At 71.3% G+C, this 20310-nt stretch carries 21 protein-coding genes; 8 read left to right on the top strand and 13 right to left on the bottom strand.

What is annotated here, in order from left to right:
• Positions 1–370: 370 nt before the first annotated feature.
• Positions 371–823 (bottom strand): MarR family winged helix-turn-helix transcriptional regulator, encoded by a 453-nt coding sequence (locus tag RV983_RS30825; RefSeq protein ID WP_475988974.1) that lies wholly within the window; start codon positions 821–823, stop codon positions 371–373.
• 111 nt (positions 824–934) lie between these two features.
• Positions 935–1579 (bottom strand): TetR/AcrR family transcriptional regulator, encoded by a 645-nt coding sequence (locus RV983_RS30820; protein ID WP_475988973.1) that lies wholly within the window; start codon positions 1577–1579, stop codon positions 935–937.
• Between the two features lie 294 nt (positions 1580–1873).
• Between RV983_RS30820 and RV983_RS30815 the strand changes: the two genes are divergently transcribed.
• The gene (locus tag RV983_RS30815) at positions 1874–3355 is read left to right on the top strand and encodes an MFS transporter (protein WP_475988972.1); all 1482 of its coding nucleotides are present in this window, start codon (positions 1874–1876) and stop codon (positions 3353–3355) included.
• 104 nt (positions 3356–3459) lie between these two features.
• A complete protein-coding gene (locus RV983_RS30810) occupies positions 3460–4224 on the top strand; it encodes an SDR family NAD(P)-dependent oxidoreductase (RefSeq protein ID WP_475988971.1) in 765 nt (254 codons plus the stop codon).
• Positions 4225–4338: 114 nt separating this feature from the next.
• Here the strand turns inward: RV983_RS30810 and RV983_RS30805 are convergent, their stop codons facing one another.
• From RV983_RS30805 to RV983_RS30795, 3 genes are all read right to left on the bottom strand, one after another.
• On the bottom strand, positions 4339–4653 hold the full coding sequence (locus RV983_RS30805; protein WP_475988970.1) for an ABC transporter permease: 315 nt from the start codon (positions 4651–4653) through the stop codon (positions 4339–4341).
• A gap of 259 nt (positions 4654–4912) precedes the next feature.
• On the bottom strand, positions 4913–5083 hold the full coding sequence (locus tag RV983_RS30800; protein WP_475988969.1) for a hypothetical protein: 171 nt from the start codon (positions 5081–5083) through the stop codon (positions 4913–4915).
• Between the two features lie 105 nt (positions 5084–5188).
• Complete coding sequence (locus RV983_RS30795; protein ID WP_475988968.1) at positions 5189–5944, bottom strand: DUF3152 domain-containing protein; 756 nt, start codon at positions 5942–5944, stop codon at positions 5189–5191.
• Between the two features lie 306 nt (positions 5945–6250).
• Between RV983_RS30795 and RV983_RS30790 the strand changes: the two genes are divergently transcribed.
• From RV983_RS30790 to RV983_RS30780, 3 genes are all read left to right on the top strand, one after another.
• Positions 6251–6940: a response regulator gene (locus RV983_RS30790; RefSeq protein WP_475988967.1), complete on the top strand. Its 690-nt coding sequence runs from the start codon at positions 6251–6253 to the stop codon at positions 6938–6940.
• A gap of 83 nt (positions 6941–7023) precedes the next feature.
• A complete protein-coding gene (locus tag RV983_RS30785) occupies positions 7024–8523 on the top strand; it encodes a sensor histidine kinase (RefSeq protein WP_475988966.1) in 1500 nt (499 codons plus the stop codon).
• Positions 8520–9095 (top strand): hypothetical protein, encoded by a 576-nt coding sequence (locus RV983_RS30780; RefSeq protein WP_475988965.1) that lies wholly within the window; start codon positions 8520–8522, stop codon positions 9093–9095. Before RV983_RS30785 ends, RV983_RS30780 begins: the two co-directional genes overlap by 4 nt.
• A 51-nt stretch (positions 9096–9146) precedes the next feature.
• On the opposite strand, the gene RV983_RS30775 is transcribed toward RV983_RS30780, so the two are convergent.
• The 3 genes from RV983_RS30775 to RV983_RS30765 form a co-directional block, all read right to left on the bottom strand.
• On the bottom strand, positions 9147–10322 hold the full coding sequence (locus RV983_RS30775; protein WP_475990512.1) for an RNA polymerase sigma factor: 1176 nt from the start codon (positions 10320–10322) through the stop codon (positions 9147–9149).
• Between the two features lie 8 nt (positions 10323–10330).
• Positions 10331–10738: a YciI family protein gene (locus tag RV983_RS30770; RefSeq protein WP_475988964.1), complete on the bottom strand. Its 408-nt coding sequence runs from the start codon at positions 10736–10738 to the stop codon at positions 10331–10333.
• Between the two features lie 96 nt (positions 10739–10834).
• Positions 10835–11428, bottom strand: coding sequence for a TetR/AcrR family transcriptional regulator (locus RV983_RS30765; RefSeq protein WP_475988963.1), 594 nt, complete (start codon positions 11426–11428; stop codon positions 10835–10837).
• A 135-nt stretch (positions 11429–11563) separates the two neighbouring features.
• Between RV983_RS30765 and RV983_RS30760 the strand changes: the two genes are divergently transcribed.
• Positions 11564–12583: an aldo/keto reductase gene (locus RV983_RS30760; RefSeq protein WP_475988962.1), complete on the top strand. Its 1020-nt coding sequence runs from the start codon at positions 11564–11566 to the stop codon at positions 12581–12583.
• A 43-nt stretch (positions 12584–12626) separates the two neighbouring features.
• Here RV983_RS30760 and RV983_RS30755 read toward each other — a convergent pair whose 3' ends face one another.
• Positions 12627–12953 (bottom strand): hypothetical protein, encoded by a 327-nt coding sequence (locus tag RV983_RS30755; RefSeq protein WP_475988961.1) that lies wholly within the window; start codon positions 12951–12953, stop codon positions 12627–12629.
• A 115-nt stretch (positions 12954–13068) separates the two neighbouring features.
• Entirely contained in the window at positions 13069–15300 is a 2232-nt protein-coding gene (gene katG, locus RV983_RS30750) for a catalase/peroxidase HPI (RefSeq protein ID WP_475988960.1), read from the bottom strand.
• 444 nt (positions 15301–15744) lie between these two features.
• On the opposite strand from katG, the gene RV983_RS30745 reads away from it, so the two are divergent.
• A complete protein-coding gene (locus tag RV983_RS30745) occupies positions 15745–16155 on the top strand; it encodes a Fur family transcriptional regulator (protein ID WP_475988959.1) in 411 nt (136 codons plus the stop codon).
• A 122-nt stretch (positions 16156–16277) separates the two neighbouring features.
• Here RV983_RS30745 and RV983_RS30740 read toward each other — a convergent pair whose 3' ends face one another.
• The gene (locus RV983_RS30740; protein ID WP_475988958.1) at positions 16278–16433 is read right to left on the bottom strand and encodes a DUF6131 family protein; all 156 of its coding nucleotides are present in this window, start codon (positions 16431–16433) and stop codon (positions 16278–16280) included.
• 650 nt (positions 16434–17083) lie between these two features.
• On the opposite strand from RV983_RS30740, the gene RV983_RS30735 reads away from it, so the two are divergent.
• Positions 17084–17914 carry a PhzF family phenazine biosynthesis protein gene (locus RV983_RS30735; protein WP_475988957.1) on the top strand — a complete coding sequence of 277 codons (831 nt, stop codon included), beginning with the start codon at positions 17084–17086 and terminating at the stop codon, positions 17912–17914.
• Between the two features lie 12 nt (positions 17915–17926).
• Here RV983_RS30735 and RV983_RS30730 read toward each other — a convergent pair whose 3' ends face one another.
• Both RV983_RS30730 and RV983_RS30725 read right to left on the bottom strand, forming a co-directional pair.
• Positions 17927–18754, bottom strand: coding sequence for a CPBP family intramembrane glutamic endopeptidase (locus RV983_RS30730; protein ID WP_475988956.1), 828 nt, complete (start codon positions 18752–18754; stop codon positions 17927–17929).
• 42 nt (positions 18755–18796) lie between these two features.
• Positions 18797–20293, bottom strand: a complete 1497-nt coding sequence (locus RV983_RS30725; RefSeq protein ID WP_475988955.1) for a glutamate-cysteine ligase family protein — start codon at positions 20291–20293, stop codon at positions 18797–18799.
• Positions 20294–20310: the final 17 nt, after the last annotated feature.

Genomic DNA, 20310 nt, shown 5'->3' with positions numbered 1-20310 from the left:
CTTGAAGCAGGCTGGACGGCTGTCGGCGTACGGCCGCGGGCTCGCCACTACGCCCGCCCGGAACTCCTCAGCCTCCAGAACGACCGCACACCGATGGCCCCCCTGCCCGAACGCGGCACCCACGCGGCCCCGGCCGTCACGGTGGACGAGAACGTCCCACCGGCGGCCGGTGAGCGGTCCCCCGAACTCCGGCCGGCACCGGCTCCGGCACCCACCGACACCCGGCCTGCGGGACCGGTGGGAACGTCGCGGCGGATGCGGGCTCCCGGTCGGGGACCGGCGGGCATGCGCCACGGCAACGGATGATCGACCGCCCTCAGCGCGGTCCGCGCGAGCCGCGCTCGGCGCGGAGATGCCGCAACCCTTGTCCCTACTCGGCCCAGGGGGTGAAACCGGTGTGGAGGACGGCTTCGAGCGATGTGCGCAGCTCGGCCGCCTCGGCGTCGCCGAAGCTGTCCTCGAAGCGGGTCTGTACCGCTTTCCACAACGGCAGCGCCGCCCTCATGCGGGACAGCCCGTCGGGCGTGAGTGTGACGATCCGCGCCCGGCGGTCGGCCGGCGAGGGCTCGACGGTCACCAGGCCCTCCCGGGCCAGCGGCTTGAGGTTCGAGGCCATCGTCGTGCGGTCCATCGCGATCACCTCGGCGAGGCCGGTGATCGTTGTCTCTCCGAGCACGCTGAGCTTCTGCAGGATGCTGAACTGCGTGCCCCGCAGACCGGCCGGCGCCAGGGCCTTGTCATACGTCGCACCGAGGTATCGCGCCGCCTTGCGCAGGGCCAGGCTGTTGCACGGGGTCCCGTCACCCGTCGGTGTCGTGCTCATCGTCCCCTCCGAACTCTCCCCTCCCACGATACGAGCAAATGCTCGCACATGCGACATGGCCGGGCGGCGCCTCTTCCCGGGCTTCCCGGGCGAACCGCCCGGCGCCCGTGCTCAGAGGCCGGCGGGTGCGGGGGTGTCCGTGCTCCCCGTGCCGGGCGGGGGACCCGGGAGCGGTGAGAAGCCGGCGGCTCGCATGCCGTCGAAGACCAGGCGCAGATACCGGCGCCACAGGTGCGGCTGGGTCGCGTGCAGGCGTGACGTGGTCTGAGGGATCCCGCTCATCATCAGCATGACGTCCTGCCCGGTGATGTCCTGACGGATGGCCCCGTCCCGGCGGGCACGGTCCGTCAGCGCGTCGGTGACGGCGCTCACCCTCTCCTGGCTCGTGCGGACTTCGGCGTGATCGCGGGCCACACCGTCGACGACCTGGCAGAAGGCACGGTCCTCGACCTGAAGCTCGATGGCGGCGCTCATGAACTCGCACAGTCCGCGAGCCGGGTCCTCGGCCTGCGTCAGCCGCTCACCGGTCGCGGCGAGGGCGTACATCTTCTCGCAGACGATCGCGGCGAGAAGGTCGCCCTTCGTGGGGAAGTGCCGGAACACGGTCCCCTTGCCGATCCCGGCCAGGTGGGCGATCTCGGAGACGGACACCTCGGCGCCCCGCTCGGCGAACGCCTTGGACGCCGCATCCACCAGCAGTTTCCGTGTCCGCACGGCATCGCTGCGCATCGGCCTGACCGCTGCCGGCTCCGTCATGGCGCCTCCCTCACACCGGGCGAGTGTAGCCCAACCGGACCCACGGGTCAGTTTCGCGGAAAGGCCGCGACCGACCGGGCTCCCGCACGCGCAGCCGAACATGACCATCTGGTCCGGTTCGGTGGCGCAGTTAACATGACCGCCCGGTCCGCTTGCGTGTTAACGTCAACATGACCACGCGGTCCGCTTGTGCCGGGCCCGCCCAAGCGCCGAAGCCGCGTCTTCCGACGATGTCGCCTCCCGAAGCCCTTCTCCAGGTCGACGTCTCCTACTGCACGAGAGAACGCCTTTTCCATGTCTGCAACCAGTCATCCGAATCCGCGCCGCTGGGCGGCGCTGCTGTTCATCTCGATCGCCCAGCTGATGGTGTTCCTGGACAGCGCGGTCATGAACATCGCGCTGCCCTCCGCCCAGCAGGCACTGCACTTCTCCGACGGGGGCCGCCAGTGGGTCATCACCGCGTACGGCCTGGCCTTCGGCGGTCTGCTCATCCTGGGCGGCCGCCTGGGAGACCTGCTCGGCCGCAAGCGCGCGTTCACCATCGGGCTGATCGGCTTCGCCCTGGCCTCCGCGCTGGGCGGAGCCGCGGGCGGCCTGGGCGTTCTGCTGGTCGCCCGGGCCGGCCAGGGCGTCTTCGGCGCGCTGCTCGCCCCTGCCGCGCTCGCTCTGATCTCGCTGACCTTCACCGACGCCAAGGAGCGGGCCAAGGCGTTCGGTATCTACGGCGCCATCGCCACCGCGGGCGGCGTCCTCGGCCTGGTCCTGGGCGGTGTGCTCACCGAGTACCTGAACTGGCGCTGGTCGATGTTCGTCAACATCCCGTTCGCCGTCATCGGCATCATCGGCGCGCTCACCGTGGTGCACGACATCCCCGGCGGGGAAAAGCGCAGCCGCATCGACGTGCCGGGCGCCATCCTGGCCACCCTGGGACTGGTGGCCCTGGTCTTCGGCTTCTCCGAGGCCGAGAGTCGCGGTTGGGGCTCCGGCCTCACCGTAGCGATGCTCATAGGGAGCGTGGTGCTGCTGCTGGCCTTCCTGGTCACCCAGGGCAGGATCACCTCGCCGCTGCTCCCCCTGCACGTGCTGACCGAACGCAACCGGGCCGGCGCCTACGTCTCGGTGGCCTTCGGTGTGATGAGCATGTTCAGCATGTTCCTCTTCCTCAGCTACTACCTGCAGCTGGTCAAGGGCTACTCCCCGATCGCGGCCGGATTCGCGTTCGTGCCGCTGGGGATCGCCCAGGGCACCGGATCCATGGTCCTGGGCACCCGGCTGTCCGCCAGGATGCGCCCCGGCGTGCTCATGGCCGGCGGCTACCTCGTCAGCGGAGTCGGCGTGCTCCTGCTCGCCCTCCTGCACAAGGACAGCTCCTACGGCCTTCTCGCCGTCGCCGAGATCATCACCGGCCTCGGCATAGGCACCGCCTTCATGCCCGCCATGAGCCTGGGCACCCACGGAGTTGCCCCCCAGGACGCGGGCGTCGCCTCCGCCATGGTCGGCACCTCCCAGCAGGTCGGCGGCTCGGTCGGCACCGCGCTGCTGAACACCGTCGCCGCCAGTTCCACCGCCGCCTACCTCGCCTCCCACCTCGGACACGGCAAGGCGGCGACCGACACCGCACTCGTCCACGGATTCAGCGTGGGCTTCTGGTGGGCGGCCGGATTCCTGGCCCTGGCCGCGCTGTTCGCCTTCTTCGCGGTGAACGCCCCTCGCCCGGACCACAGTTCCTCCCCCGCGACAGCGGAAGCCCTGGACACACCGGCCCCGGTCCACTGACGGCCGTCACGCAGCACCCGGCGCGGTCCCGCGCCACATCCACCCACACCCGCACATCCCGGCGGACCGCGGCTTCCGCCATGCCGGGCAACGAAAGGAAAAGCATGTCCGACCGCCTGCAGTCCAAGGTCATCATCGTCACCGGAGGCACCTCCGGCATGGGCGCCGCGTTCGCGAGGCGCGCCGCCTCCGAGGGGGCGACCGTGCTCATCGGCGCCCGCGACAAGGCGCGCGGCGCGGCGACCGCGGCGGAGATCGCCCGTGAGGGCGGGAAGGCCCTGTTCGTCCCGGCCGATGTGACGGTCGAGGAGGAGGTCGCCCACCTGGTCGACGTCGCCGTCACGGAATTCGGCGGCCTGCACGGAGCCTTCAACAACGCGGGCGGCGGCAACAGCCAGGGAGCGCTCCGGGACATCGACGCGTCCTTCTGGAACCGTGTCATCGCCCTCAACCTGACCAGCGTCTTCTACAGCCTCAAGTACGAGATTCCGGCGATCGTGGCCAGCGGCGGCGGCTCCGTCGTCAACAACGCCTCCGTCGTCGGTGTGGTCGGGGACCCGGCGGCCGCCGCCTACGCGGCCGCCAAGCACGGTGTCGTGGGCCTCACCCGTTCCGCGGCGCTCGACGCCGCCAAGGAAGGCGTACGGGTCAACGCCCTGGTGACGGGCCTGGTGAACACCCCGCTGTGGCAGGGCTTCATCGCGAGCAACCCGGAAGCCGCGAACGCCCTCCTCGCCCAGCAGCCGACCGGGCGCGCCGCCGACGAGTCGGAGGTCGCCGCGTTCGCCGCGTTCCTGCTCAGCGACGAGAGCCCGTTCATCACCGGCGCGGCTCTCGCCATCGACGGCGCCCTGACCGCCGGCTACTGAGCCCCTGCGGGCGTCGCACGCATACCCACCGCGCGCGACGCCCGCCGAGGCCCAGGGCGTACCGAGAGGCACGGCGCGCAAGGCCGGCCCGTCCCCCCGGAGCTTTCGCCCGTCTCAGGAGCGCAGGGCGTCGACGGGCTCCATGCGGGACGCCCGCAGTGACGGGTAGAGGCCGGCCAGGAGTCCGACGACGGCTCCGACGACGGGGGCTCCGCAAGCGAGGCGGACGTCCAGCACCGGGGTCCAGTCCCTGACGGCGGAGACGGCCACCACGACGACCATGCCCAGGACGGAGCCGATCACGCCGCCGAGGAGGCCGATGGTCGTCGACTCCACCAGGAACTGGCCGGCGATCTGCCGCCGCGCGGCACCGAGGGCGCGGCGCAGTTTGATCTCGCCGGTCCGCTCCATCACCGTCACCGGTGTCACGTTGGCGATTCCGATGGCCCCGACCACCAGTGAGACCGGTCCGAGGACCAGGAACAGGCCGTTGACGTCGCCCTCTACCCCCTTGCGTGCCTTGGCCGGGTCGGGCGGCGCCGTGACGGTGAGGGCGTCCTCGGATCCGGGGCCGGCGCGATCGCTGCCTGGTGCGCGACCTGCTTCGCCGCGCCGAGCACGGTGTTGATCAGGACCCGGGCCACCACGCTTAGACCCAGCTGGTCCTCGGCCGTCGTGGGCGGCAGGATCACCGCCGCGGCGAGTTGCTGCTCGCGCTCGGGGGCGGGATGGAGATCTGCACCGCTACGGGAGCCGAGGCGTCTTTGCCCCCGCCGCCCGGAGCTCCCGCCTGGCCCTGGCCGTCCCCCGCCTCGTTCTTCGGCACGCCGTCGCCCAGGGCCACCAGCTCCCCCGCCACTCGCGGAGTTGAAGAGTGGCGTCCCCAGGTGATGGGCGGCGGCCCGGACGATGACCAAGCGGTAACGCCGGTCCGGCCCCGGCGGACGGGCCGGTCGCCGCCGGTTCACGGCACGTGCGGCCCGGAGACGTACTGGCCGTTCTTGTCGTAGGGCCAGGCGTTGGCGACGCATCCGTGCAGTCCCTTGATCTGCTGCATCATGACGGGGGCCAGTTGGCCGGGACCGCCGCAGGTCATGTGCGTGAGGCCCAGGGAGTGCCCCATCTCGTGGTTGATGATCAGCGCCCGGTACTCATGGATCGGTCCGGTGAACGTGGGCGAGCCCTCGACCCAGCGCTTGAGGTTCACCACCACTCCGCCGGGGATCTCGCAGTTGTACTCACCATGGGTGCTCTGGTGGATCCCCTCCCAGCACAGGGCGTCCGCGGTCCCCGGTGTCGCGATCTTGATCACGAGGTCGGACGGCTCCCCCGCACCCGCCAGCCGGAACGAGTTGTTCCCACTGTGCGTCCAGCCGCGGGGGCCGGCGAGTATGTCGGCGATCTCGTGCGCCGCCTGGTCCGGTGAGACGTCGAGCCCCGTCTCGACCTGCACCGCGTAGCGGATCAGATGCGCACCGCGACCGACCTTGGCCCCGCCGGCACGCGCGGTGGTGAACGTACCGCTGCCCGTCGCGGGGACGTCGATCTCGGTGGGCGTCGGTGTCGGGGTGGGCGTGGGGGTCGGTGTCGCGGAGGGCGTGGGCGAGTGGGTGATGTGCGCCACGCCCCGCGGGGGCGGCGCACTGCTCGACGCGTCGCTTCGTCCGCCGTCCAGGAAGAACGTCGCGGAGCCGAGCAGGCCGGCGGCCGCCAGCACCATGATCAGATAGCGCCCGCCGCGGCTGCGCGGACGGCCCCGGTGGTGGGAGGTCCCGTGGCGCCCACCGCGCCGGGATTCGCTCTGCCGACGACTGCGGTGGGCGGCCGCACCATCGGTGGGCGGTGCGGATTCCCGCTCTCGTACCGAATACATGGCAGCTCAAACTGGTCATTTCAGATGATCGCCATAGGTTCGGAAAGTCACAAGAAGATAACGAACAGCTCTCCTTATGACCCTTCTGTAACAGGCCCCGGGAGGGGCTCTTTCCGGGGCGGTCGCCAAATACCGTCTGCGTACACTGTCGAGGTGTCGAGAGTCCTTATTGTCGAAGACGACCCGGATGTCCGCAATGCCGTCGAATTGGCGCTGCGGCATCAGGGCCACAACGTCATTGCCGCCGGGTCGGGTGAAGAGGGGCTGGAACAGCTCCGCCCCTTCCGTCCCGACGTGGTCGTGCTCGACCTCATGCTTCCCGGCATGTCCGGCCTCGACGTCTGCCGGCGGATCAGGGACCGCGACCAGGTGCCGATCATCATGGTGACCGCCAAGGGTGACGACATCGACGTGGTCGTGGGGCTGGAGGCAGGCGCGGACGACTACGTGGTCAAGCCCGTGCAGGCCCGGGTGCTCGACGCGCGAATACGGGCCGTACTGCGCAGGCAGGACGCGTCGGTATCCGACGGCGTCCGGCCCAGGGCGGAGTCGCACGGCGCGCTGGTCATCGACCGGGCCGGGCTCGTGGTGACACACCACGGTGCACCCGTCGCGCTCGCCCCCTCCGAACTCCGGCTGCTGCTGACGCTGTCGGCCTCGCCCGGCCAGGTCTTCAGCCGCCAGCAACTGCTGGAAGCGGTCTGGGAGCACAGCTACCACGGCGACATACGCCTCGTGGACGCCTGTGTGAAGCGACTGCGCAACAAGCTCGGTGAGCTGGGCGGGGATCCCCAGTACATCCAGACCGTACGCGGCTTCGGCTACCGGTTCGTCTCCCCGTGAGCGGCAGGAGATCCGTAGGGCCACGCAGAGCCGCACGGAAACGCCGGACCGGCGCGACCGGAGCCGGGCAGGGCCCGCCGCCGGTGCGGTTCCTGCGCTCCGTCCTGGCGAGGACACCCCTTCCGCTGCGGGGTCTGCGCGCCCGCCTGGTGGTGGCGTTCGCCCTGGTGGCCGTGGCCAGCGCCCTGAGCACCGGGGCCCTCGCCTTCCGGGAGGCGCGCACGGGGGTGCTCCAGCAGAGCCAGGACTCCGTGATCCAGCAGTTCCGGAAAAGCGTCGACAACGTGGCGCAGTACACCCCGCCGGCGCCGGACCAGGGGAGCCTGCAGACGGCCGTGAACAATGTGGCCCATGACAACGCGCAGCAGAAGTGGTCGGTGCTGGCCACCTACGGCAGCCTCCGCGCCTGGTCGACGAGTCCGGACTTCGGCAGGCTGAGCCCCGAACTGCTGCGGTCCGTCAACACCACGCGCGCCGCGGTGTTCCAGCGGGTGAACGTCGACGGGGAGCCCTGGCTCGTGGTCGGCATGCCGGTCACCTACACCACCGGCGAGCTCTCGGGGCTGGTGATGTACCTGGTGGTACCGCAGAGCACCGAAGAGGCCTACGTCCAGGCGATGGTCAGCGGCATCGAGCGCGCCACACTGGTGGCCCTGTGCCTCGCGGTCGTCCTGGCGCTGCTGGCCGCGAGCGGCGTACTCCGTCCCGTGCGCGCATTGCGCCGGGCGACGCGGCGGATGGCCGAGGGCCATCTCGACGTCCGGCTGGCCGTCAACGGATCCGACGAACTGGCGGACCTCTCGCGGTCCTTCAACGACACGGCGGCCGCGCTGGAGCGCTCGGTCGCGGAGTTGCGCCGTCTGGAGGCCCAGGCGCGCCGCTTCGCCGCGGACGTCTCCCACGAACTGCGGACACCGCTGACAGCGATGGCGGCGCTCACCGACGTGCTGGACGAGAACGCGCTGCGCTACGACCGGGAGACCGGCGACGCGCTGCGGCTCATCAGCGAGGGAACCATCCGGCTGAGCACGCTGGTGGAGGACCTGATGGAGATCTCCCGCTTCGACGCGGGCGCGATCCGGCTCAACCTGGACGAGGTCGACCTGGCCGAGTCCGTACGGCGCACCCTCGCCTCCCGGGGGTGGCAGGACCAGGTGGAGACCCACCTGCCGGAACCCGGCGTGCTCAGGACGCGCGTGGATCCGCGCCGGCTCGACGTCGTCATGGCCAATCTGGTCGGCAACGCGTTGCGGCACGGGGCGCCGCCTGTGCGGCTGACCATGAGTGTGCGGGAGGAGCCGAACGACGTGACGTGGGCCGTCATCGAGGTGACCGACAGCGGACCCGGGATCGCCGAGGAGGCGATGCCGCACATCTTCGAGCGTTTCTACAAGGCCAGTACCTCGCGGACCAGGAGCGAGAGCAGCGGGCTCGGCCTGGCCATCACGGCGGAGAACGTGTACCTGCACGGCGGACGTATCAGTGCGGCGAACCTGCCCTGGGGCGGGGCGGCGTTCACGGTCGAACTCCCCCTGCACCGCGAGTCCTCGACCTCCGACGACGCCGCCGCGGGTGCCCGGTGAAGCGCTTCCGTGTGTCGGCGCTGCTCCTCGGGCTCACGGCTGCGCTCACACTGGCGGCGTGCGGAGTCCCCCCGTCCGACGTCATCCAGGCCGGCGAACCGGCGAGCGGCATCTTCTCCCCCAGCCCGGATCCTCCGGCGCCGGCCGACGTGTACTTCCTGGTCGACGGCGCTCCGACGGCCTACCTCCGCAAGGTCGGCTTCCCCGGGGGCCTCACCGCCGTCCTGACTCAGCTCTTCGACGGACCGGCCAAGAACGAGGCCGCGGTGGCCACCACGGAGCTGCCCCGGCTGACCACGGCACCGGAGGTGACCTTCGGCAGTGACAACACCGTCTCCATTCGGCTGCCGAAGAATCTCCCCCTCTTCAGCCACGCGGCCATGCTTCAGGTGGCGTGCACGGTGGCCGATGCGACCGCACCGCCCGACTCGCCCACGAAGGGGAACGGGGATTCCTCGGATCCCTCCGGTCAGGGTCTGAGCAAGCCCGCGATCAAAAGCGTCCAGGTGCTCGGGAACGGATGGACGAGGACGCAGCAGACCGACGCGTGTCCCGACCCGCTGCGCCCGTAGGAGGCGACCACACCGGCCGGCCCCGGAGGGCGCGGCCGCGGTCACGGTCGGTCAGCGACGCCGGCGGGTGTTGAGCCGGGCGGCCTGGCGCGTGAGGTGATCGCGCTCGGCGAGGTCGGGTGCCGTCCGGGCCGCCTCGGCGTACAGCCGTGCCGCCGTCTCGATGTCACCGTCCCGTTCGTGGAGATACGCCGCCACCGCGGTACGGCGGGGAATGCGTTCGTCCCTGCCCGATGTGCCCGGGGAGGAGTCGTCCAGCGCCGCGAGCGCCGCCAGCCCCGCGCGCGGTCCATCGGCCTCGCCGACGGCAACCGCGCGGTTGAGCCGGACGACGGGGCTGTCGGTCAGACGGGCGAGCTCGTCGTACCACTCGACGATCTGCACCCAGTCGGTCTCCTCGGCGGTTCGCGCGTCGGCGTGGAGCGCCGCGATGGCGGCCTGCGCCTGGAACTCGCCCAGCCGGTCGCGGACGAGCGCCGCCTGCAGGATCGTGATGCCCTCGGCGATCGACGCGGTGTCCCACCGGCCGCGGTCCTGCTGGGCGAGCGGCACCAGGCTGCCGTCCGGCGCGGTCCGGCCGGCGCGCCGGGCGTGGTGCAGCAGCATGAGCGCGAGCAGCCCCGCCACTTCGGGGTGGTCGATCGTGGCGGCCAGCAGGCGGGTGAGACGGATCGCCTCGGCGGCGAGGTCGACGTCGCCGGAGTAGCCCTCGTTGAAGACCAGGTAGAGGACGCGCAGCACGGTGGCGACGTCGCCGGGCCGGTCGAAGCGCACACCGGAGACCGTGCGCTTGGCGCGGCTGATCCGCTGCGCCATGGTCGCCTCGGGCACCAGGTAGGCCCGGGCGATCTGCCGTGTGGTCAGCCCGCCGACGGCGCGCAGCGTGAGCGCGACCGCGGAGGAGGGCGACAACGACGGGTGGGCGCACAGGAAGTAGAGCCGGAGCGTGTCGTCCACCGCGGGCGCGGGCCCGGGCGTCGGCTCGTCGTCCACGAGGTCCTCGCGCCGGCGTCGGGCGGCGTCCGCCCGGGTCGCGTCGAGAAACCGGCGCCAGGCGACGGTGACCAGCCACCCCTTCGGATCGCGCGGAGAGTCGGCCGGCCAGACGCGCACCGCCTCGATCAGCGCGTCCTGCACGGCGTCCTCGGCCGCCGCGAAGTCCGCTCCGCGGCGGACGAGGATCCCGAGCACGCTCGGCGTGAGGCTCCGGAGCAGGGCCTCGTCCATCGGAGAGGTCACTCCGTGATGGTGTGGGCCGCGGTCAGGAACGGGCGCAGCTCCAGCCATTCGTGGATCGGCTTGCCGCCCGCTCCCGGGGCGGCCGACAGTTCCCCGGCCAGTTCGACGGCGCGCTCGTGGCTGTCGACGTCGATCACCATCCATCCGGCGATGAGGTCCTTGGTCTCGGCGAACGGGCCGTCCGTGACGGGCGGGCGACCCTCACCGTCGTACCGCACCCAGGTCCCCTCGGGGGCGAGCGCCTGGCCGTCGACGAACTCACCGCTCTTCTCGAGCCTGGCCGCGAAGTCGTTCATGTACTGCACGTGCGCCGAGATCTCCTCCGGCGTCCATTCGGTCATGGGCACGTCGTTGACCGCGGCCGGAGCGCCTCGGTAGTGCTTGAGCAGCAAGTACTTGGCCATGGTGGTTCTCCTCGATGCTGGTGCGACCCATTGTGGTCACCTTCACCGCTGGGACGGAGCCGACCGCCGGTTCTCGACACGGCGAGGCCGCCGGAATCAGCACCGGGGCGAACGCAGTCCCGCGACGAGGAGTCCGACCAGCTGCCGCGGGTCGTAGCGGGGATCGCTCTCCGCACCGATGCAGAGGTTCCCGACGCCGCGCATGAGCTGGTAGGCGTCGATGCCGGTGCGGATCTCGCCGGCGCCGGCCGCGGCGTCGAGCAGGCGGGTGCACACGGGAAGGAGCCGGTCGAGGAAGTAGGCGTGCAGGGCCTCGAAGTCGGCGTTGTCGGACTGGAGCACCGCGGCCAGTCCGTGCTTGGTCACCAGGAAGTCGACAAAGAGATCGATCCACTCCGCCAGCGCGGAGTACGGACTCGCGCCACCCGCCAGCAGGGCAGGACCGGCCTCGGCACACGCCTCGACCTGGTGCCGGTAGACGGCGATGATGAGGTCCGCCCGCGTGGGGAAGTGGCGGTAGATCGTGCCCGTCCCCACCCCGGCCCTGGCCGCGATGTCGCGTACCGGCGCTTCGACGCCCGCCGTGACGAAGAGCGCGGCGGCCGCTTCGAGCAGGGTGTCCTTGTTGCGCCGGGCGTCCGCCCGCCTGGGCCGGGCCGCGCCCCCCGCGTTCTCGTCGCTGCCGTCCACCGCACTGTCCTTCCGCCGCCGAACCGGGCTTGCTAAGCGGAACATCGTTCCGTATCGTTAACGGAACAAGGTTCCGCTTGCTTATGATGTCAGAGCAGGGGGCCACGGCCAAGCTGTTCCAAAGGAGACACGGTCATGCAGTACCGCACCTTGGGCCGCACCGGTGTGCAGGTCAGCTCCCTCGCGCTCGGCGCGATGAACTTCGGCGCGATCGGGCGCACCACCCAGGAGGAGGCCACAGCGATCGTCGACGCCGCCCTCGAGGGCGGGATCAATGTCATCGACACCGCCGACAGGTACAGCGACGGCCAGTCGGAGGAGATGGTCGGCAAGGCCATCGCCGGCCGACGTGACGACATCGTGCTGGCGACGAAGGCGACCATGCCGATGGGCGACGAGCGCAACCACCGGGGCAGTTCACGCCGCTGGCTGGTCACCGAGCTGGACAACAGCCTGCGCCGCCTCGGTGTCGATCACGTCGATCTCTACCAGATCCACCGGTGGGACCCGGCCACCAGCGACGAGGAGACCCTGTCGGCCCTGACCGACCTGCAACGCGCGGGAAAAATCCGCTACTTCGGCTCCTCCACGTTCCCGGCCCACCGTCTCGTGCAGGCACAATGGGCCGCCCGGGAGCACCATGTGAGCCGCTACGTCACCGAGCAGCCCAGCTACTCGATCCTGCAGCGCGGCATCGAGGCGCACGTCCTGCCCGTGACCGAGGAGTACGGCCTCGGCGTGCTGGTGTGGAGCCCGCTGGCCTCCGGATGGCTGTCGGGTGCGGTCCGCGAGGGCCGGGAGATCACCACCAGCCGCTCGGCGCTCCTGCCGCAGCGTTTCGATCTCTCCGTCCCGTCCAACCGGGCCCGGCTCGACGCGGTGGAGCGACTCGCCGGGGTCGCAGAGGAGGCCGGTCTGACCATGATCCAGCTCGCGCTCGGATTCGTGACCGCGCACCCCGCCGTGACCAGCGCGATCATCGGCCCCCGCACGCTGGACCACGCGCACACGCAGCTCGCCGCCGCGGACACCACGCTCTCCGCCGACGTGCTCGATGCGATCGACGCGATCGTCCCGCCCGGCGTCGACCTCGCCGCACACGAGAAGTTCGACACGCCGCCCGCCCTGCTCGACCCGTCGCTGCGGCGCCGCTGACGCCCCGTCATATCAGGCGGATCCGCGAGGCATCAGCGAGGCATCAGCGACCGAGGACTCGCCACCAGCCACCGGACCGCCGGCGCGGGCGCCTCTTCGACGGAACGCGGCGAGAAACCCCTCCGTCGCGGGCAGAGCGCCACGGATCGTCGGGCGCCATCACGGGCATCGTGCGCTCCGCCTGCGCCAGGATCTCGTAGTGCGCGTCATGGGCCGTCACCTGGAAGGCCTCCTCGTAGGAGGCCATGGCCGCCCGGACGGCCGAACCGGCCACCCCCCGGCGGCGGATCACCGTCGCCAGCCACGCGAAGAGGCCCATGATCGCGGCCAGGCAGGCCGCGAGGACCAGGTACGGCAGGAGCGGTCCCATGAGCGTCAGCCTATCCCCGGCGATCCCGGAGCGGACGAACTCCCTGGACGCCCCCGGCGTCCGGGCCACCCCGATGGGGCCGGCCCGGACGCCGGGGCATCACACGGCAGGACGCTCAGACGAGGTCGAACCGGTCGAGGTCCATGACCTTGGACCACGCCGCGACGAAGTCGCCCACGAACTTCTCCTTCGCGTCGTCGCTCGCGTAGACCTCCGCGAGCGCGCGCAGCTCGGAGTTCGAGCCGAAGACCAGGTCGGCACGAGTGCCGGTCCACTTGACCTCGCCCGTGGCGGTGTCGCGGCCCTCGAAGGTGTTCGCGTCCTCCGACGTCGCCTTCCACACCGTGCCCATGTCGAGCAGGTTGACGAAGAAGTCGTTGGTCAGCGACCCGGGGGTCGTGGTGAGGACACCGAGGGACGACTGCTTGTAGTTGGCGCCCAGGACGCGCAGACCGCCGACGAGGACGGTCAGCTCGGGGGCGCTCAGGGTCAGCAGGTTCGCCCGGTCGATCAGCAGGTACTCGGCCGGCAGCCGGTTGCCCTTGCCGAGGTAGTTGCGGAACCCGTCGGCGACGGGCTCCAGCGCGGCGAAGGACTCCGTGTCGGTCTGCTCCTGCGTGGCGTCCGCTCGGCCCGGCGTGAAGGGGACCTCGACCTCGAAGCCCGCCTCCTTGGCGGCCTGCTCGACACCCACGCCGCCGGCGAGGACGACCAGGTCGGCGAACGAGAGCTCCTTGCCGTCGGTCCGGCCCGAGTTGAAGGACCGCTGGACACCCTCCAGGGTGCGCAGCACCGTCGCGAGCTCGTCCGGCTCGTTGACCTCCCAGCCGCTCTGCGGCTGAAGGCGGATGCGCGCGCCGTTGGCGCCGCCACGCTTGTCGCTGCCGCGGAAGGACGAGGCCGACGCCCACGCGGTGGACACGAGCTGCGAGACCGTCAGACCCGAGTCGCGGATCAGGCCCTTGAGGGCGGCGACGTCGCCGGCCCCGACGAGCGGGTGCGTCACGGCGGGCAGCGGGTCCTGCCAGAGCAGGACCTCGTCCGGGACCTCGGAGCCGAGGTAGCGGACGACCGGGCCCATGTCACGGTGCGTCAGCTTGTACCAGGCACGCGCGAAGGCGTCCGCGAACTCGGCGGGGTTCTCCAGGAAGCGCCGCGAGATCTGCTCGTAGGCCGGGTCCACGCGCAGCGACAGGTCGGTCGTCAGCATCGTGGGCGCGTGCGACTTCGACGCGTCGTGCGCGTCCGGGACGGTGCCCACGCCCGCCCCGTCCTTCGGCCGCCACTGGTTGGCGCCGGCGGGGCTCTGGAACAGCTCCCACTCGTAGCCGAAGAGGATCTCGAAGAAGGTGTTGTCCCAGGTGATCGGGGTGTTGGTCCAGATACCCTCGAGACCGCTGGTGATGGCGTCGCCGCCCTTGCCGGTGCCGAAGGTGTTCTTCCAGCCGAGGCCCTGCTCCTCCAGCGCCGCGGCCTCCGGGTCGGCGCCGACGCTGTCCGCCGGGCCGGCGCCGTGGGTCTTGCCGAAGGTGTGACCGCCCGCGATCAGGGCGACGGTCTCCTCGTCGTTCATCGCCATCCGGCGGAACGTCTCGCGGATGTCGCGGGCCGCGGCGATCGGGTCCGGGGTGCCGTTGGGGCCCTCGGGGTTGACGTAGATGAGGCCCATCTGCACGGCGCCGAGAGGGTTCTCCAGCTCCCGGTCACCGGTGTAGCGCTGGTCGCCGAGCCAGGTGGTCTCGGGACCCCAGTAGACGTCCTCGTCGGCCTCCCAGACGTCGGCGCGGCCGCCGGCGAAGCCGAAGGTCTCGAAGCCCATCGTCTCCAGGGCGACGTTGCCGGCGAGGATCATGAGGTCGGCCCACGAGAGGTTCTGGCCGTACTTCTTCTTGACCGGCCACAGCAGACGGCGGGCCTTGTCGAGGTTGCCGTTGTCCGGCCAGCTGTTGAGCGGCGCGAAGCGCTGCTGGCCGGCGCCGGCGCCGCCCCGGCCGTCGCTGATGCGGTACGTGCCGGCGCTGTGCCACGCCATGCGGATGATGAACGGGCCGTAGTGGCCGAAGTCCGCGGGCCACCAGTCCTGCGAGGTCGTCAGGACCTCGGCGAGGTCGCGCTTCACCGCGGGGAGGTCCAGACTCTGGAACGCCGCCGCATAGTCGAAGTCGCCGCCGAGGGGGTTGGCCACGGCGGGGTTCTTGGCGAGGATCTTCAGGTTGAGCCGCTCCGGCCACCACTGGCGGTTGCCGCCGCCCTGCGTCGGGTGCGGAGCACGCCCGTGGGCGACCGGGCAGCCACCTCCGCCCTCCGTCTTGGCGTCTACGACGATTGCGTCATGGTTCTCAGACATGCGAATCCTTCCGGACCAGGCGGATCACGGTGCTCAGGCACTGCGGGTGGCAGGACAGCGGGGGCAGGGGGCCTCGTGGGCCGTACGGCAGGGGCCGGGCGCGACGCACGGAACGCGCCGCGGTGAACGCGGAGGAGGCCTCAGCCACGAGTCGGCAGGACGGCACGACCCGCTCCGGTACCGGGAAGGCCACCGTTCCGGGCGGTCCTCGCCGTCGGGCACGGCCGGGCCGGCAGCGCGCAGATCGCCGGCGGTGATCCCGTCACGTCCCTGTCTCCTGCCGTGCTGGGGGCTTCCAGTCCCTTGGCTATTGCCGGAACCGATCCTACGATGGACGCAGTCCAAGTCAAGAAGCGAGCCAACCCCCACCGCCGAACGCACCGGCCCCGGGACGTCCACTGGTAAATTTCGGGTATCCCATCGAACCTGAACAGGTGAACCGACATGAGTGACCTTCTGGAGCGACTGCGAGGGCGTGGCTGGCGGATGACCTCCCAGCGGCGTGTCGTTGCGGAGGTCCTCGACGGCGACCACGTACATCTCACGGCCGACGAGGTGCACGCCCGCGCGTCGCGGCGGCTGCCCGAGATCTCCCGCGCGACCGTCTACAACACCCTGGGCGAACTGGTCTCCCTCGGCGAGGTCATAGAGGTCGCCACGGACGGCCGCGCGAAGCGCTACGACCCCAACGCGCACCGCCCGCACCAGCACCTGGTGTGCTCCCGCTGCGGCACCGTCCGCGACGTCCACCCGGCCGGCGACCCGCTCGCCGACCTCCCCGCGCAGGAACGGTTCGGTTTCGTGGTGTCCGACGTCGAGGTCACCTACCGCGGGCTCTGCCCGTCCTGCGCCTGACACGTCGTGCGCCCGTCCGCGCCGGGCCTCGGGGCGATCGTCGCGCCGGCAGCCCGGCGTTGACCCCTCGCACGCCGAACGGCGCGCCGATGGCGCGCCGTTCGCGTTTTCTCCCGGGTCGCCTAGTAGTAGTGGCGGCGGCCGCCGATGGCGTGCCCCAGTGCGCCCAGCACCCAGAGCACGAGCCCGATGACCACGAGGATGATCCCGATGGTCCACAGGATCGATATGCCTGCCAGGAATCCGATGATCAGCAGGATGACGCCGAGTACGATCATGATGTCCTCCGTTGCCCGATGTCACGACGCCCGGTTCCGCACGGCGCGAGCGGCGTTCGCTCCGTTGCGCCACCGGCACTCGCCCGACTTCTGTGCACCTCGCCGAGGTGCCTGTCCCGCCGTTCCGGCGTGCTGCGCGACCGTGCGGTCATCGAAATCACCTCATTCGCCATAATCCGTTCCTTTCGGGCGGCTACCCCCGTTTGCGCGGATCATCCCTGTTCCGACTCGTGCACTTCCAGGGGCCCGCGTTCGCCGGACGCCCGGCCTCGAAAAGCCCGCACCGGACCGGTGCGAGCGGGCCGGTCGGCCGACAGCACGCACCACGCGTCTCCGGGACCGCCCATCACCGGACTCGCCCGCCGCATCGCCGGGTGCGGTCCGCACTTCGCACCGCTCCACATCCCGCCCAGCCGGGACGACGTGGCACTGTCCCCGCACAACGCCGCCCGCCGCGACCACGCGGTTCCGGCGAGCGCGCGTCGACGGTCCTCGTCCTGCGGGACGGCAAGGCCCACCGCGTCAAGAGCCTCCGGTCCGACGTCGAGTACATGAACGCCCTCTTCGCCCGACGCCCGGCCGATCCCCGGGTCCACGACCGCCGGATTGGCCCTGGCCTGCGGCTTCACACCCCGCCTAGGCTCACCTTCATGCGGATTCGAATCGTCGACGCCTTCACCGACCGCCCCTTCGGGGGCAATCCGGCCGGCGTGCTGCTGCTGCCCGACACGGACACCTTCCCCGCGGACGAGTGGCTCCAGTCCGTCGCCGCGGAGCTCAACCTCTCCGAGACCGCCTTCGCGCACCCCACGCCCGGTGCCGCCGACGCCGACTGGGCACTGCGCTGGTTCACCCCGGCGGCGGAGGTGAACATGTGCGGGCACGCCACACTGGCGACGGCCCACGCCCTGCAGACCAGCGGCGCCGCCGGCGGCACCGTACGGTTCAGCGCCCGGTGCGGAGTGCTGACGACGAGCACGGCCGCGGACGGCACGATCACCATGGACTTCCCGGCCGCGCCGCTGACACCCGTCGAGGTGCCCGCCGGCGTGACTCCGGCGATCGGCGCCGGCGTGCTGTCGGCCCACGGGACCGGTGAGGACGTGGGCGACCTCCTGGTCGAGGTGGCCGACGAGCAGACGGTACGGGCCCTCGCCCCCGACCTGGCGCAGGTGGCCGCGCTGCCGTCGGGCCGCGGGCTGATCGTCACGGCACCGGCCGAATCCCCCGGGACGGCGGGCTACGACTTCGTCTCGCGGTGCTTCTTCCCCGCCCTCGGCATCCCCGAGGACCCGGTGACGGGCAGCGCGCACACCGCACTCGCCCCGTTCTGGGCGGCGCGACTGGGCCGCGGCGAGCTGACCGGGCTCCAGGCCTCCGCCCGTGGCGGCCTGGTACGGACGGTGCTCCGCGGGGACCGCGTACTGCTCACCGGCCGGGCGGTGACGGTGGTCGACGGCGAACTGCACGCCCGCCCCTGACCCGCCGCGCGCTCACGCGGTGGGCAGCCAGCCGACCTTGCCCGCCAGCACCGCATACCCGACGAACGCCACGATGTCGATGAGCGAGTGGGCCGCCACCAGCGGGCCCACCCGCCCCCAGCGGCGGTAGAGCAGCACGAAGACGACGCCCATCGCCATGTTGCCGAGCAGGCCGCCGATGCCCTGGTACAGGTGGTACGAACCGCGCAGCACGCTGCTCGCCACCAGCGCCCCCATCGGCGTCCAGCCCAACTGGCCGAGCCGGCGCAGCAGATAGCCGACGACGATCACTTCTTCGAGCACGGCGTTCTGCATCGCGGAGGCGATGAGGACCGGGATCTTCCACCACACGTCCGGCAGGGACTCCGGCACGACCGTCAGGTTGGCCCCCGAGGCCCTGGCCCCCAGGTAGAACAGCAGCCCCGTACCACCGATGACGGCGGCGACGACCGCCCCGCGCAGCACATCGGAGCGCGGCCGCCGCAGGTCGAACCCGATCACCGGCATGCCCGTGCCCTCCCGCGCAAGCAGGTGGGCCACGAGCGCCACCGGGACCAGCGCGGTGGCGATCCCGAACAGCTGCCAGGCCAGATCCAGCCACGGCCGCCCGGGCGCCTGCGTACCCACCAGGGTGGCGGCCTGGTCCTTCAGCCCGCCCGGCTTGGTGAGGGAGCCGATGAAGCTGATGAGCGCCGAGAGCGCGCTGGCGCCGAGCGACAGCGCGAGCACCAGCAAGGTCTCGCTGCGCAGCGTGCGCGGCTCAAGTGCGCCGGCGCCGCTGCCCCCGGCGCCGCCCGCGTCGATCGTCCTGCCGTCCTCCGTGGCGTCCACGCGCGCCATCCTGCCTCATCGGCTCGGCGGGCAGCGCGCGCGGGGCCCGGCTCAGCGCCCCACGGGCCATTCGTGGACGGGCGCCCCGTCCTGCATCAGCTCGCAGTAGCGCACGGTCATCGCGGCCAGGGCGCGCTGCCGGTCCAGGCCGCGGTCCAGCTCCCGGTGGAAGACCGCGGCCTGCCACTCGGCGCCGTTCGTGCGCCTGCGGCAGCGGCCCTCGATGATCCCCAGGTAGTGGTCCCGGTCCACCGGGTCGATGCCCCAGCCGTCCAGGCCCGCGGCGGCCATCGGCAGCAGTTCCTCCAGCACGAGTTCCACGACGGGCACTTCGATGGTCCCGCTGCCACGCGAAGACCTGGGCCAGCGCAGCACGGCCTCGATGCCGTGGCGGCAGGCCTCGTCGAAGTTCGCCGCCGCGGCGGCGAACGGCAGCCGCGTCCAGACCGGGCGCGGCGCCTCCGCCAGGGCCCGCACGAGGCCGTAGTAGAAGGCCGTGTTGGCGACGACGTCGGCGACGGTGGGACCGGCGGGCATGACCCGGTTCTCCACCCGCAGATGGGGGACGCCGTCGACGACCGCGTAGACCGGCCGGTTCCACCGGTAGATCGTGCCGTTGTGCAGGGTGAGTTCCCTCAGCTGCGGTACCCCGCCCTCGTCGAGGACGTGCAGCGGGTCCTCGTCCTCGCAGATCGGCAGCAGGGAGGGGAAGTAGCGCACGTTCTCGGCGAACAGGTCGTAGGCGGAGTCGATCCAGCGCTCGCCGAACCAGGTCAACGGGCGTACGCCCTGGGCGCGGTGCTCCTCGGGACGCGTGTCCGTGGCCTGCTGGAAGAGCGTCGGCCGGGTCTCCCGCCACAGCTCACGGCCGAACAGGAACGGGGAGTTGGCACCGAGGGCGACCTGCGGCCCGGCGACCACCTGCGCGGCGTTCCATACGGCGGCGAAGCGGGCCGGGGTGACCTGGAGGTGCATCTGCATCGAGGTGCAGGCCGCCTCGGGCGCGATGGAGCCGGACGTGCTCGTCAGGCGCTCCACGCCGGCGATGTCGAGGGTGATGTCCTCGCCGCGGGCGGCCAGGATGCGGTCGTTGAGCAGGGTGTAGCGGTCGACGCGGGAAAGATTGGCGCCCACCAGGTCCTGCGCCCCGAGCGTGGGAAGGATTCCCACCATCACGATCTGGGCGCCGACCTCCCTGGCTTTTCTGTCGGCATATCCCAGTGCCATGCGCAACTCTTCGGCGAGACGGTCCAGGACCCGTCCGGAAAGCCGGTGCGGAGCGATGTTCACTTCGATGTTGAACTGTGCGAGCTCGGTCTGGAAATCACGGCTCGCGATGCGCTCCAGCACCTCTTCGTTCATCATGCGCGGCAGACCGTCCCGGTCCGTGAGATTGAGTTCGATCTCCAGCCCCATGAGATTCCGGGGCTTGTCGAAACGTTTCTCCTCCAGCAGCCGCTCCAGCCCCAGCAGGCACTGCTTCAGCTTCCTGCGGTAGCGCTGGCGGTCGGAGAGGTCGAACCCCGTCGCTGCGACCTTTTCCCCCATCGAAGGTCCCTCCTCGC

This window comes from Streptomyces sp. RLA123, from assembly GCF_056270165.1.
The sequence above is the reverse complement of the archived record's forward strand: the minus strand, read 5'-3'. Positions and strand labels throughout refer to the sequence as shown.

Coding starts and splice junctions, on each gene's coding strand:
- RV983_RS30770 (WP_475988964.1), bottom strand. CDS start 10,738: ATGGCCAAGTACTTGCTGCTCAAGCACTACCGAGGCGCTCCGGCCGCG.
- RV983_RS30760 (WP_475988962.1), top strand. CDS start 11,564: ATGCAGTACCGCACCTTGGGCCGCACCGGTGTGCAGGTCAGCTCCCTC.
- RV983_RS30815 (WP_475988972.1), top strand. CDS start 1,874: ATGTCTGCAACCAGTCATCCGAATCCGCGCCGCTGGGCGGCGCTGCTG.
- RV983_RS30740 (WP_475988958.1), bottom strand. CDS start 16,433: ATGATCGTACTCGGCGTCATCCTGCTGATCATCGGATTCCTGGCAGGC.
- RV983_RS30810 (WP_475988971.1), top strand. CDS start 3,460: ATGTCCGACCGCCTGCAGTCCAAGGTCATCATCGTCACCGGAGGCACC.
- RV983_RS30755 (WP_475988961.1), bottom strand. CDS start 12,953: ATGGGACCGCTCCTGCCGTACCTGGTCCTCGCGGCCTGCCTGGCCGCG.
- RV983_RS30820 (WP_475988973.1), bottom strand. CDS start 1,579: ATGACGGAGCCGGCAGCGGTCAGGCCGATGCGCAGCGATGCCGTGCGG.
- RV983_RS30730 (WP_475988956.1), bottom strand. CDS start 18,754: ATGGCGCGCGTGGACGCCACGGAGGACGGCAGGACGATCGACGCGGGC.
- RV983_RS30745 (WP_475988959.1), top strand. CDS start 15,745: ATGAGTGACCTTCTGGAGCGACTGCGAGGGCGTGGCTGGCGGATGACC.
- RV983_RS30825 (WP_475988974.1), bottom strand. CDS start 823: ATGAGCACGACACCGACGGGTGACGGGACCCCGTGCAACAGCCTGGCC.
- katG (WP_475988960.1), bottom strand. CDS start 15,300: ATGTCTGAGAACCATGACGCAATCGTCGTAGACGCCAAGACGGAGGGC.
- RV983_RS30795 (WP_475988968.1), bottom strand. CDS start 5,944: ATGGTGCTGGCGGCCGCCGGCCTGCTCGGCTCCGCGACGTTCTTCCTG.
- RV983_RS30775 (WP_475990512.1), bottom strand. CDS start 10,322: ATGGACGAGGCCCTGCTCCGGAGCCTCACGCCGAGCGTGCTCGGGATC.
- RV983_RS30735 (WP_475988957.1), top strand. CDS start 17,084: ATGCGGATTCGAATCGTCGACGCCTTCACCGACCGCCCCTTCGGGGGC.
- RV983_RS30725 (WP_475988955.1), bottom strand. CDS start 20,293: ATGGGGGAAAAGGTCGCAGCGACGGGGTTCGACCTCTCCGACCGCCAG.